Below are 10,921 nucleotides of genomic sequence, written 5' to 3' on the forward strand. Positions count from 1 at the left end.
ATTGAGCGGCATGCCCGACCCCACGTGTTGCCGTAAATATGGCATTGTCTACACGCGAACACAAGGTCCGGGAGAAGCTCGTCAGCGGAGAGCAAACGCGGCAAAAGCGCGAGATTGAGATGAAATACAGGACGGTAAGGCCTTCGCGTCAAGCGCGAGGTGGCGAACTACGACTATGTCGATAACAATGTGCCGGTTCTCGCGCGCATCGCCGCGAAACGAAGGGCCGCATACCAGACGCTGGGGTATAGGGTGAGCGCAGCCGCCGAACTCGATTTGCGACGGCCGACGCCAATGTTCGACAGCCCCCGCGCCGAAAGCCGTTGAACTTGTCGCGCCACCTTTATGGTGGTATGGTCGAGCCATGGAAAAGCGCCGACCGACCTATGATCTCGACGCCATCAAGCTGTCGATGGGTTCGGTCGAAACCCTCGCGATCACGACCTCGGCTTTGCGCGATGCTACGGCGCTCGGCTTCGATCGCGGCGGCATCGCGCAAGCCATCGACAGCATCGAAAGAGGCATGTGTTACAAATCGATGACCACCTTCGCAGACCCGCGACTCTGGCAGGACGTCTATCACGTCCCTTCCCAGGGATTGACGCTCTACATCAAGTTCCAGGCTGACGTCGTCACCGAGTTCTCGGTGGTTTCGTTCAAGGAGAAGTGAAATGGCTACCGGGAAGCAACTTTTTCCGAACACAATGGTCGCGCCGGACACTGGCGAGATCCTGACGCGCGGCGTGCGGCCATTCAATGTTTCCTACAAGGGCGAAAGCGTCACCGTGGAGCTTCCAGGCTACTATCCGGCCGGAATTGGAGATGGCGTGCATTTCGGAGACGACATGGCGGCCGTCGATGAGGCTTTGCGCACGCTTAAAGAGAAAATCGAAGGTTTGCCCTCTCCCGCCACGATCCGCCGGGTGCGAACGAAGCTCAATCTGTCGCAACGCGAAGCGGGGCTGTTGCTCAAAGTCGGAGAGAATGCGTTCGACAAATACGAACGTGGTCTGATCGAGCCGAGCGGACCGACGAGCCAGTTGCTGAGAATTCTGGATCGGCATCCCGAAATGGTCGACGAATTACGGTGAGTTGGCGTTCGCTCGAAGTCGACGCGTATGAGATGTTTACGGTGACGGTCGCGAGCGCAGTTTCCGAGGAACTTGGTAGATGGGCAACAAGGTCTGGATGACCGCCGCTAAAACTAAAACGTCACATCCGCCGAAATCTTCGGAATCCGTCAAGAAAGCCATCATCGCGGCTTGCGAAGCCTTCATCCGCGACGTCATGAAACCGCGCTTCCTTCCAGAAATTCGACCGACGGAGTTCAACTACTGCGTGGATATTTTTGGAGAATGGCGGGCGGGACGCTACCGCTTCATGCAGCGCTATCGATCCGACGCGCCCAACCGGATCAGGGGTGAGTTCGACACGCCTTTCGTCCGGATCGACTACATCGGCCCCGATCATTTCGACATTTACTGGATGCGGCACAACAACAGGTGGCATCCCGTATTTCACGGAGTTACCCTCAAACAAGCGTTTGAACTGATGATTGATGTTCCGACGCTCCATCCGCTTTGACTTGGCGCCGATCCTTCCGCGACTATCGAGATGATACGATGAGCGAATATCAATATTATGAGTTTCAGGCGGTCGACAGGCCCTTGACGGCGGCCGAGCAGCAGGAGCTGCGCGCGCTATCGACGCGGGCGCGGATCACGACGACGAGCTTCGTCAATTCGTACGAATGGGGTGATTTCAAAGGGAGCCCTTCGCGGCTCATCGAACGCATGTTCGATCTGCACCTTTATCTTGCGAACTGGGGCTCCCGCCGATTCTTCCTGAGGTTGCCGAGGAAGTTCGTCGACCGCATCTGGTTGAACGGCGTCTTGAGCGAGGTTGACTGCGTCGAAACGCGCATCGTCGGCGAACATCTTGTCGTCGAGATCGCGCGAGACGAGCTCGATGTGGAAGATTTCGACGAGGGCGCCGGCCAACTCGCGGCGCTCGCGCCGCTTCGCGCGAAGATATTGGCCGGCGATCTTCGGATGTTTTATCTCCTGTGGCTCACGGCCGTAGAAGCTGATGTTTTCGCGGATGACACGCCGGAGCCCCTGCCGGGGGTTGGTCCGCTCGACGGGCCGCTTGAAGCCTTCGCCGAATTTTTTCAAATCGACTCCAATCTCGTCGCGGCGGCGGCCGAACGAAACGCCCATTCGGCGGGCGGAGAACTGCAAAGCAGCGACATCGACGCCGCGATCCGCGCGTTATCCGAAGAAGGACGCGTGGGTTTGCTCTCAAGACTTTACACTGGCGACCCCTTTGTCGGCGTTGAACTGCGCCGGCGCGTTCGCGAAAGCGTCGCCGAGCGCAAGGGCGTCGAGCCGCCGAAAGCGCGGACGGTCGGGGAATTGCGCGCCCGCGCCGCGGAGATCGCCGCAGCCCGCAAACGAGCAGCCGCCTCGGCGGCTCGCGCGGAACGCGAGCGGCGCGAGGCAGAGGCGGCCGAGGCGCGCAAAAAGCGCCTTGCAGCCGTGGCCGCGCGTGGTGAGCTGGCATGGCGCGAGGTCGACAACGAAATCGAGCGGCGCAACGCCGCCGGCTATGATCGCGCCAAGGCCCTCCTCGCCGATTTGGGCGATGTCGCGTCCTCTCAGGGAGCAACGAATGAGTTCGAGCGACGCGTTGGCGTCCTTCGTCAGAAGCACGCACGAAAAGGACAGTTCATCGATAGGCTGCGATCGATTGATCGAAGCTGACCGCGTTCGGCATTCGGCGCCACACCAGCGTAGCCAAGCTTACACCAGTTCAATCAAGGTTTCTCTGCGCTCAAGCGCTTGCAGGATATTCGGAAAGCACGTTCTCGAACCACAAGAGCAATTGTCGCTTTCGCGTGTTGGGAAGCCTGATCCACACGACCGTCGGCCCTCCGTCTTTGAACGCCTTTCGCTGAGCGAAATCCTCGTCCTTGGTCACAATGATGGCGTCCGCAGCGAGGGCATAGTCCCATATCGCCTTGTCAGGCGCGCTAGCCAAACCGATGTCGGCGACGTGCTCAGCCCGATCGCCTTCGGCTGCAAGCCAACGCGCCAGCGCGGCGGGCAGTTGGGCGTCGACAAGAAAGCGCATTAGGCGACGTGCAAAACCGGGTGATCGCTTTGACGCGCGGCGAATTCGAGGACGGCGGCAATATCCGCCGCTTCAAGCAACGTATAATCCTCCAAGATCTCCTCGCGCGAAGCGCCGGACGCCAAGAGATCCAGGACGTCCTTGACGCGAATGCGCAAGGACCGGATGCACGGACGTCCGCCGCATTGCTCTGGCTCAATGGTGATGCGGTGCAATTCGCTCACAACCCGTTCCTCTCCCACTCAGACAGCGTACAGAAGGTATCATAGCCCGATTTTCTTCTCTTCGCGACATATCCCTGTCGACCACAGCGAGCCCGGACCGGCGATTTGCCACGCGTCCGCTCCAATCGCATCAGACACGGAAGCCCCGCCGGATTGAGCTCGATGAGGCTAACGCGCGAATATTTCGATGGATTAAGAGAGACGACACCTGAAGCGTCAAGGCAAAATAGGCGGCTGAATTTTAGTTTGTCGTTTCAAATTGAAGTTTTTAAGCAAAACCGACAAAGGGGCCGTAAATTTGGCTCCAGTCGAGCATTTCCACAAGTCGGGGGTCGGCTTTCAAATGCCTGCGAATCCTTAAGATAAGCGCCGTTAACGGAAGCTAACATGACTTTAGCTTCCGTCATAGGGGCGCCTTTTCGGCAGCGCCTCTCACTATCGATAAGGATAGCTTATCGATAGTTACAAGACCAAGGGCTTGACTCGATCTGAAAACCGTCCCATCCTCGCCCAAACGCGGCGCGAAAGCCTCCGCGCTGTCTTTATCCAGGGTGTTTTTCCATGGCCCTCAAGGTCAATATCGGCGAAGCCAAAACCCGCCTTTCCGAACTGATCGCCCGCGTCGAGGCCGGCGAGGAGGTGGTGATCGCCCGCGGCAACGTCCCCATCGCCCGGCTCGCGCCGCTCGACGAACAGGCGCGCCGGCGCGCCACGATCGAAGCCATTCTCGCGCTGCGCGACAGCGGCGAGATCAAGCCCGTGACGACCGAGGAAATCTTGGCCTGGCGCCACGAAGGCCACAAATACTGATGGCCTTCGTCGTCGACGCCTCGCTCGCCGCCGCCTGGTTCCTGCCCGACGAGGCGAGCGCCGCCTCGACCGCGCTGGCGCGCCGCGCCGCGAACCAACCCTGCCGCGTCCCGAGCCTTTTCCTCCATGAAATGCGCAACCTCCTGCTGCTCGCGCTGCGGCGCGGCCGGCTTGCCGAGGATGTTTTGTTCGATCTCGTCGACAAGCTCGGCCAGATGTCCTGGCGCGATTGCGGCCCGGGCGACGGCGCCCAGATCGCCCGGCTGGCGATCCGGCACGGCTTGACCGCTTACGACGCCGCCTATCTCGCTCTCGCGCTGACCGAGCGGCTGCCCTTGGCGACGCTGGACAAAAAACTCGCCGCCGCCGCGCGCGCCGAAAATGTCGCGCTGCTCGGTCCCCTGGCGGCGCCATGAAACAGTCCGCCGCCCGCGCCGCCGAAGACCGCCGCGCGCTCGAGCTCGACACGCTCGCGGCCATCCTGCCGCTCGACCGGCGCGACGCGCTCGCCGGCTTGCTGACCGACGACGACGTCGCGACGCTCAAACATCTCGCGCGGGAGGGGATCGGCGATAACAGCCTGCGCGCGCTCGCCTCCGATCTCGCCTATCTCGAGGCCTGGTCGCTGGCTTCGACCGGATCCGCCCTACCCTGGCCGGCGCCGGAATCGCTCGCTCTGAAATTTGTCGCCCATCATTTGTGGGATCCGCAAAAACGCGAGGCCGACGCGCTGCACGGCATGCCGGCCGAGGTCGAAGATTTTCTGCGCGAAAAAGGCCATCTGCGAACGGTCGGCCCGCACGCGCCGGCGACCGTCAAGCGACGCCTCGCCCATTGGGGCACTTTGCATCGCTGGCGCGGTTTTGACGGACCTTTTGCGGCCCCTACCCTGCGAGCGGCCCTTCGCTTGGCGGTGCGCGCGTCGGCGCGTCCGCGCGGGCGCAAAAGCCAGAAGGCGGTGACGCGCGCCGTGCTCGACCAACTCGTCGCCGGCTGCTTCGGGCGCCGCCTGGTCGATGCGCGCGACAAAGCCCTGCTGTTGACCGCCTTCGCCTCGGGCGGACGGCGGCGCAGCGAGATCGCCGGCCTGCGGCTTGAGCAGATTTTTCGCGAGCCGCCCGTCCCGATCGACCCCGCCGATCCTGGCTCGACCGCCCTGCCCTGCCTGTCGATCTTGCTCGGGCGCACCAAAACCGGCGCGGCCGACGAGGAGTCGCGGGTGCTGCTGATCGGACCGCCAGTTGAAGCGCTCGAGGCTTGGATCGCCAAGGCGGAGATTGCAAAGGGGGCGTTATTCAGGGCGATCGACCGTTGGGGAACGCTGCAGGACAAGGCTTTGACGCCGCAGGCCGTCAATCTCATCGTCAAGGCGCGCTGCGCCCAGGCCGGGCTCGATCCCTTAGCTTTCAGCGCGCATGGCCTGCGCTCGGGCTTTTTGACCGAAGCGGCTCGGCGCGGCGTGCCCATGCCGGAAGCCATGCGCCAGTCGCAGCACCGCTCGGTGCAGCAGGCGGCGCGCTATTATAATGATTCTGAGGCGCGGCTTGGCGCGGCGGCGCGGCTGATGGTGTGAACGCCCGCTTGCGTCGCCGCCAACTTCATCGCCGGCAAACGAAGCATAATCCGGCGCGATAGGCGCTTCTCCCGCCGCGAAGCGAGGTCAGGGACGCAGTCTGGGCCTTGCCGCATTCCATCCGCTGCAACTTTCTGCAAGATCGCCCCGGAGGAGGTAGTGGCTCGACAGAAGGAGACGAACGCGCTGGCTGCGCGCGCCGCGAAACCCAGGTCGGATGCGATCAGGCAATGTCCCATGGATTGATCACGGAAGCCCGAGTGTCGTCGAAATCGCACGTATTGCGGGTGACGATGATCAGGTCGTGGACAATCGCGGTCGCGGCGATCAGGCCGTCGGCCTCGCCGCGCGGCCGCAGCGCGGCTATCCGTCCCCATTCGAGGGCGATCTGATCGGTGACGGCCAGAATTCGGTCGGCGTGTTCGTGGCGAAGTGTCTGCAGCCATTCCGCCAGATGCGCGGCCGCGCGGGGATCGGCTTTCTGCTTCAAGGCGACGCCGCGCATGATTTCGCCAAGGGTGATGACGCTGAGATGGACGCCGAGGGGATCGACCGAGCGCAGCCAGCGCACCACTTCGGGCGCGCCGCGCCGCGCTTCGGAGACGACGTTGGTGTCGACGAGGTACATCAGAAGTCGATTTCCCGGCCGGGGGTCTTTTCCCGCTGCGAGACGGCGTCGACGAACTCCTGGTCCCAGGTCGGGCCGGACAACAGGCGATCGACCAGGGTTGGCCGCTTGGCGCGTAGCGCGTCATAATCCTGCGCCGATAGCACCACGACCGCGCGCTCGCCGCGCACGGTGACGATTTGCGGGCCTTGGGTGCGGGCGCTGTGGACGAGTTTCGAAAATTGGTTCTTGGCGTCTTGCAGCTGCCAGTCCATGGCGTGCCTCAATCAATCTAGCCTGTCTAGCTATTTAGCGCCGCAAGCCGGCCGCGTCAACGAGATACGTCGCGCCACGACGCGCCCGCCTGCTCGAGCGACTGAAAAATCGCCGCGTTATCAAATAGATCGTCAACCCGACATAAGCGCTCGTTCTTCGCCCGAGAGCCGGTTCTCGTCGTCGATGAGAACGAGTTTTGTCGGCGGCTCGGCGCTCCAACGCCAGAGAATAATGTTGATTTCGTCATCGGAGGCGCCGCGAGCGAAGCTGCGGACAAGCATTGCCGCATATCCATCGTCGATAAGGCGTCGAGCAAATTCTTGGGTTTTCGACACGCCAAGAGCGATCATCTCATCCCGCCATGTGGTCGCAGCCAGGTCGTTCGGCGTCATGTGAAATGCTGAGAGCTTGGCGTCGTCGCGAGTGTCGAAAGCAGGGTGAATATCGGCACGGTAGGCAACGAGCGTCGTCGGCTGCAGCGTTCCGACTTGATTTGCTTCGCGCAAGGCGGTCATTGGGGATTGCGATGCGTAGAGAGCGGGAACGCCCTTCGGATTGAAGCGGCCTCCGTAGAGTTCAGCGCCGCGGCCCGATAGCGGATCGCGGGCATAAATCGGATTGAGCGCGCGGTAAAGCAGACCGGTGTAATGGTTCGATGGGATCAAGCGTAGACGCCGGCGTCAACTGCGTCGATGTAGTCAAGTACATCGGCCGCACGACCGGCGCGAACCAATTGCATGGCGGACTGTCCAGAGAAGCCGGGGAGCGGCTCGGAGCGATACCAGGCATAGGCCATCAGGTCGGAACCGAATCGAGGCTCGATTTTGTTGATGATTTCGATCATTTCGCGCAGTCTCTTTTGGGTCTTTTGAGACGTGATACGGTCTTTGCGCTGGACTGCGTCCTTGCCGAGGCCCGCGGTGCGCGCGATTTCGTCGCGGGTCGTCAAAAGCACGTCAGCGATCTTGGCGGGCGCGAAGAATCCTTTTTCGGCGTAGCGGGCAAGTGTCATGGGTCGGCCTCGAATAATGCCATACATATTGACGCAATATAGCGTCAGATATATTGGCAGTCAATGGCGTGGGCGGGATTTCGGCTTGCGCGCTTGGTTGGCGCCGACAATCATCGGCGCTCGCGGCTGTTTTCAACAAGGCCCTGCTGTTGGTCGCCTTCGCTTCGGGCGGGCTGCGAGCGCAGCGGGATCCATCGATCCCGCCGATCCCCTTTCCCAAGCCCTGTCCTGCCTGTCGATCCAGCTCGGGCGCACCAAAACCGGCTTGGTTTGGTCGACGAGAAGTCTCTGGTGCTGCTGATCGGGCCTCCGGTCCTGGCGTTCGAGGCTTGGATCGCCAAGGCGGGGATTGCGAAGGGGGCACAAGGCGGATAAATCCCTCATCGTCGTGTGCGCCGCCGACGACGACCAGGATGATCCGTTTCGCGGCCTCGGCAAACAAGCAAGGCCGATTCTCGGCTCGCTCTGGTTCTCCTGCATGCTCAGTCTCATCTAAACGCCAATTTCATCCTCAAAATCGGCGCGTTCTCAGATAAAACGTCAACCCGACCCCGCTCGCCAACCGATATGTCAGCGAAAGATACGCATCCGGCCAAGTGGGTCAGCGATTTCATCCCGTGGACTTCCGCTCGCGCGCCGTTTTAGCCAACTTGCCACGCAAAAGCGCCATCAGCACCGGACCGATGGAAAACTCCTTCGCACGCGCCTTGGCCGACAGCGCGCGAAGATAGCCGCCCGGACTGCTGATCGCATCGCCTTTCTGCAGGATCGCAGCGATTATCACAGCCGCGTCGATCGTTCCCATGGTTTCCTGAGCCTCACGCCAGGCGTCGGCCGATATCCCGAGGGCGGCGCGCGCCAGTCCGGCCGTGGCGATCAGATCCCGCCAGGAAGCGATACCCCCCTTCGCGTAATCGGCGATGTCGGGGCAGGCTTCGAGCACCATGCCAAGAGGATAGGCTTTGGTCGCCGCGCTGACCCGTATCGCATTGGCTTGATCACTCTCTAGCGATCTTGGGGGAGCGCTCGGTTCTGGGTCAATGGAACCCGAATCTGCGCCCCAGCCTTTTTGGAGGCTAGGTTCAAGATCAATATTAGGTTCTGGGTTTGAATTCTGTATGTGACGCTCAGTTTGAGACTCATTGGCGCTTATATTTTGCGAATTAATGTGACTTTCCAACAAGCTGAGTACTTCGGCGGACAGCATCGCCAGCTCATCGGCGATCGGCTCCAGTTCCTCGCGGGTCGCCGTGCGTGGAATGCGCCCGACCATGCCGCGATAGAGCGTGTGGATTGCGGACCAGTCGGCTGGCCCCTCCCCTGCCCGCCGCGTCGGCGCGCCTTCCTCGATGCCGGTGGCGATCATCTTGGCGATGTCTCGCCGGCAGATGGTTATCCGTTCACGGGCGCGTTTGAACGCGCGCTCTTCGGCGCGCACGGCCTCGGCGAGCGATTCGAACTCATCAGCGCGCGCGACCAGGGGCGAAAGATCGAACCCGAAGGCGATCTCAACCTCCCCTTCCCCGTCCTTGCGCGCATAGCGTTTACCGTTGGGGCTATCTCGCCGCACGATCAGGCCGGCATCGACCAGGACGGCAAGGTGGCGCCGCAGCGTCGCCGGCGCCATTCCGTGCGCGCGCAGGCTGAGCTGTCGGTTCGAGGGAAAGACCACGAGGTCTTCGCCGGTCAGTACGGTCTCCGGATGAAACGTCAGCAGCGCATCGAGCACCGCCAGCGCGCGCTCGGACACGACCAGACGCGCTCGCGCCGCGCAAATCGCCCGGAACACATGCCATTTGTGCACAAACTTTTCTGGTGGACGCGCTTTTGCCGCCGCCTGGCTTGCCAAATGGTCAAGCTTCAACGGCCGCCGCCCAAAGGGCGTCGTCGGTATATGGGGTTCCATGCTTTTGCCTTTCGTCGGGCAAAAGAAATCCGCTCGCCGAAACGGCGCAATAATCTCTCACGAGACTCTTGACAGTGATTCGCGGAAGTGAGATTCTCAATCTTGCTACAGTATGAGAAGGGCTTCCGGGACTATGTTTCGGGGGCCTTTTTCTTTTGTCGGGTTACCTCTCGTTTTGAATAAATACGCACGTCACTTTACTACGCCGGTCGATCCTACCTAGCCGACGAAGCGTCACTATCCGTGTCTGTGCTCTCCGCGTCGCCCTTGCCGGTTTGATAGGCCTGAATAAGTTCCGGCAATCGCGTCAAAAGAAACGCTCCAAAATCCGCTCCCGTCGATTTGTCCACGCTAATCCGCAGCCAATCTGCGCCATCCTCAATTCGCGCGATTTTTCGACCATCGTGGTTGATCCACCGGAAGAGCTTTGCGGGGGATGTGACTTCGTTCGTTGGCACGGATTTGCTCGACAGAGCATTAACTACGAACTGAAAGCGGGAATCCGAATCGAGTTGATCGAAAGCTGGCCGTTCGACCGCGCGTTTCCAAATTTCATTAGTTGGTGATCCGTTGAGACGTTCGGCGAGATCCATCCAACGTCGGCGTCCGGTTTTTGGCGCTGGGCCGATTGCAAAAATGAGATCATCTGGCAGAGCCCGTCGGGATGAGATGAGTCGAGAGAGCTCGGTCTTGTCCACGGTCAACGCAGCGATAATGATCTCACGGGAAAAGCCCCGGTCTTCCAACTTTGTCGCGAACGAGGCGCGCTCTATGAACGAAAGGTCACGACGTGCGCTGTTTTCCTGACCTTGAGCCACAACGAGCTGATCATCGGTAAGCGGTCGAACTACCGCCTTCGCTTTACGCTGAAGCTCTTTTAGAGCGCGAAGGCGCCTGTGTCCGTAGGCAACCTGATAACGGCCCTGAGACTCGGGGTGCGGCCGAACCAATATTGGGACCTGTTGCCCATGTTCTCGGATTGAACCGACAAGGGACGAATGATCGACCGTATTTTCGCTCATCCGATCTGAAATGAACGACGAATCTATCAGCGACGGATCGATCTCAATAATGCTGGATCCGGCGAGAAGCTGTTGCTCGAGAGTTTTTGCGGCATCAATATTCGCCGACATGCGCTCCAACGAGCGGCTCATCGCTCCGACAGCGCCTCTGGTGCCCAGCGTTGGACGCGCGCCAAAGTCCACGTTCGGAGCATGGGCGCTCGACGGCCCGGAGTTGACCGCGGACAACTCCGGGCCGTCGAGTCCTGCGAGGAGATTCTTGCGCGCCATCAGCTCCGCCCCCAAGAATTGGTGATAAGGGCTTCGATTTCGCCATTAACGGCGTTCAGTGCTTCCATCGCGCGATCATAAGTCGCGCG

General features: G+C 61.0%; 15 protein-coding genes. 7 read left to right on the forward strand and 8 right to left on the reverse strand.

All coding sequences use genetic code 11. The annotated features are described in order from the left end of the window. The first annotated feature begins 364 nt into the window (after positions 1-364). From QZY01_RS08285 to QZY01_RS08300, 4 genes are all read left to right on the forward strand, one after another. Positions 365-670, forward strand: coding sequence for a type II toxin-antitoxin system MqsR family toxin (locus QZY01_RS08285; protein ID WP_294535752.1), 306 nt, complete (start codon positions 365-367; stop codon positions 668-670). Between the two features lies 1 nt (position 671). Further along, positions 672-1,091 (forward strand): type II toxin-antitoxin system MqsA family antitoxin, encoded by a 420-nt coding sequence (locus QZY01_RS08290; protein ID WP_294535755.1) that lies wholly within the window; start codon positions 672-674, stop codon positions 1,089-1,091. A 79-nt stretch (positions 1,092-1,170) separates the two neighbouring features. Further along, positions 1,171-1,584, forward strand: a complete 414-nt coding sequence (locus QZY01_RS08295) for a hypothetical protein (RefSeq protein ID WP_294535757.1) — start codon at positions 1,171-1,173, stop codon at positions 1,582-1,584. A 38-nt stretch (positions 1,585-1,622) separates the two neighbouring features. Then, positions 1,623-2,762: a hypothetical protein gene (locus QZY01_RS08300; RefSeq protein ID WP_294535759.1), complete on the forward strand. Its 1,140-nt coding sequence runs from the start codon at positions 1,623-1,625 to the stop codon at positions 2,760-2,762. Positions 2,763-2,832: 70 nt separating this feature from the next. On the opposite strand, the gene QZY01_RS08305 is transcribed toward QZY01_RS08300, so the two are convergent. After that, positions 2,833-3,132 (reverse strand): DUF5615 family PIN-like protein, encoded by a 300-nt coding sequence (locus tag QZY01_RS08305; protein WP_294535763.1) that lies wholly within the window; start codon positions 3,130-3,132, stop codon positions 2,833-2,835. Further along, positions 3,132-3,356 (reverse strand): DUF433 domain-containing protein, encoded by a 225-nt coding sequence (locus QZY01_RS08310; RefSeq protein ID WP_294535765.1) that lies wholly within the window; start codon positions 3,354-3,356, stop codon positions 3,132-3,134. The genes QZY01_RS08305 and QZY01_RS08310 overlap by 1 nt, the downstream gene beginning before the upstream one ends. Positions 3,357-3,917: 561 nt before the next feature. Between QZY01_RS08310 and QZY01_RS08315 the strand changes: the two genes are divergently transcribed. The 3 genes from QZY01_RS08315 to QZY01_RS08325 are packed head-to-tail and all read left to right on the forward strand — an operon-like array spanning position 3,918 to position 5,739. Next, positions 3,918-4,166 (forward strand): type II toxin-antitoxin system prevent-host-death family antitoxin, encoded by a 249-nt coding sequence (locus tag QZY01_RS08315; RefSeq protein ID WP_294535768.1) that lies wholly within the window; start codon positions 3,918-3,920, stop codon positions 4,164-4,166. Then, complete coding sequence (locus QZY01_RS08320; RefSeq protein WP_294535771.1) at positions 4,166-4,582, forward strand: PIN domain-containing protein; 417 nt, start codon at positions 4,166-4,168, stop codon at positions 4,580-4,582. Before QZY01_RS08315 ends, QZY01_RS08320 begins: the two co-directional genes overlap by 1 nt. Next, positions 4,579-5,739: a site-specific integrase gene (locus QZY01_RS08325; RefSeq protein WP_294535773.1), complete on the forward strand. Its 1,161-nt coding sequence runs from the start codon at positions 4,579-4,581 to the stop codon at positions 5,737-5,739. Before QZY01_RS08320 ends, QZY01_RS08325 begins: the two co-directional genes overlap by 4 nt. 223 nt (positions 5,740-5,962) lie before the next feature. Here the strand turns inward: QZY01_RS08325 and QZY01_RS08330 are convergent, their stop codons facing one another. The 6 genes from QZY01_RS08330 to repB all read right to left on the reverse strand — a co-directional run bounded on the left by QZY01_RS08330 (position 5,963) and on the right by repB (position 10,832). Then, positions 5,963-6,367, reverse strand: coding sequence for a type II toxin-antitoxin system VapC family toxin (locus tag QZY01_RS08330; RefSeq protein WP_294535775.1), 405 nt, complete (start codon positions 6,365-6,367; stop codon positions 5,963-5,965). Then, positions 6,367-6,621 (reverse strand): type II toxin-antitoxin system Phd/YefM family antitoxin, encoded by a 255-nt coding sequence (locus tag QZY01_RS08335; protein WP_294535777.1) that lies wholly within the window; start codon positions 6,619-6,621, stop codon positions 6,367-6,369. Before QZY01_RS08335 ends, QZY01_RS08330 begins: the two co-directional genes overlap by 1 nt. Before the next feature lie 132 nt (positions 6,622-6,753). Next, on the reverse strand, positions 6,754-7,287 hold the full coding sequence (locus QZY01_RS08340; RefSeq protein WP_294535780.1) for an RES family NAD+ phosphorylase: 534 nt from the start codon (positions 7,285-7,287) through the stop codon (positions 6,754-6,756). Continuing rightward, a complete protein-coding gene (locus QZY01_RS08345) occupies positions 7,284-7,634 on the reverse strand; it encodes an MbcA/ParS/Xre antitoxin family protein (RefSeq protein ID WP_294535783.1) in 351 nt (116 codons plus the stop codon). Before QZY01_RS08345 ends, QZY01_RS08340 begins: the two co-directional genes overlap by 4 nt. 610 nt (positions 7,635-8,244) lie before the next feature. Continuing rightward, positions 8,245-9,540: a plasmid replication protein RepC gene (gene repC / locus QZY01_RS08350; protein ID WP_294535785.1), complete on the reverse strand. Its 1,296-nt coding sequence runs from the start codon at positions 9,538-9,540 to the stop codon at positions 8,245-8,247. A 215-nt stretch (positions 9,541-9,755) separates the two neighbouring features. After that, on the reverse strand, positions 9,756-10,832 hold the full coding sequence (gene repB, locus QZY01_RS08355; protein ID WP_294535789.1) for a plasmid partitioning protein RepB: 1,077 nt from the start codon (positions 10,830-10,832) through the stop codon (positions 9,756-9,758). Between the last annotated feature and the right edge of the window lie 89 nt (positions 10,833-10,921).

This window comes from uncultured Rhodoblastus sp. (assembly GCF_903903185.1).
In the GTDB taxonomy this organism is placed as follows: Bacteria; Pseudomonadota; Alphaproteobacteria; order Rhizobiales; family Beijerinckiaceae; genus Rhodoblastus.

Excerpts from the sequence above, each read along its gene's own strand:
- QZY01_RS08325 (WP_294535773.1), top strand. The coding sequence starts at position 4,579 with ATGAAACAGTCCGCCGCCCGCGCCGCCGAAGACCGCCGCGCGCTCGAG.
- QZY01_RS08305 (WP_294535763.1), bottom strand. The coding sequence starts at position 3,132 with ATGCGCTTTCTTGTCGACGCCCAACTGCCCGCCGCGCTGGCGCGTTGG.
- QZY01_RS08330 (WP_294535775.1), bottom strand. The coding sequence starts at position 6,367 with ATGTACCTCGTCGACACCAACGTCGTCTCCGAAGCGCGGCGCGGCGCG.
- repC (WP_294535785.1), bottom strand. The coding sequence starts at position 9,540 with ATGGAACCCCATATACCGACGACGCCCTTTGGGCGGCGGCCGTTGAAG.
- QZY01_RS08335 (WP_294535777.1), bottom strand. The coding sequence starts at position 6,621 with ATGGACTGGCAGCTGCAAGACGCCAAGAACCAATTTTCGAAACTCGTC.
- repB (WP_294535789.1), bottom strand. The coding sequence starts at position 10,832 with ATGGCGCGCAAGAATCTCCTCGCAGGACTCGACGGCCCGGAGTTGTCC.
- QZY01_RS08295 (WP_294535757.1), top strand. The coding sequence starts at position 1,171 with ATGGGCAACAAGGTCTGGATGACCGCCGCTAAAACTAAAACGTCACAT.
- QZY01_RS08315 (WP_294535768.1), top strand. The coding sequence starts at position 3,918 with ATGGCCCTCAAGGTCAATATCGGCGAAGCCAAAACCCGCCTTTCCGAA.
- QZY01_RS08320 (WP_294535771.1), top strand. The coding sequence starts at position 4,166 with ATGGCCTTCGTCGTCGACGCCTCGCTCGCCGCCGCCTGGTTCCTGCCC.
- QZY01_RS08345 (WP_294535783.1), bottom strand. The coding sequence starts at position 7,634 with ATGACACTTGCCCGCTACGCCGAAAAAGGATTCTTCGCGCCCGCCAAG.
- QZY01_RS08285 (WP_294535752.1), top strand. The coding sequence starts at position 365 with ATGGAAAAGCGCCGACCGACCTATGATCTCGACGCCATCAAGCTGTCG.
- QZY01_RS08300 (WP_294535759.1), top strand. The coding sequence starts at position 1,623 with ATGAGCGAATATCAATATTATGAGTTTCAGGCGGTCGACAGGCCCTTG.
- QZY01_RS08290 (WP_294535755.1), top strand. The coding sequence starts at position 672 with ATGGCTACCGGGAAGCAACTTTTTCCGAACACAATGGTCGCGCCGGAC.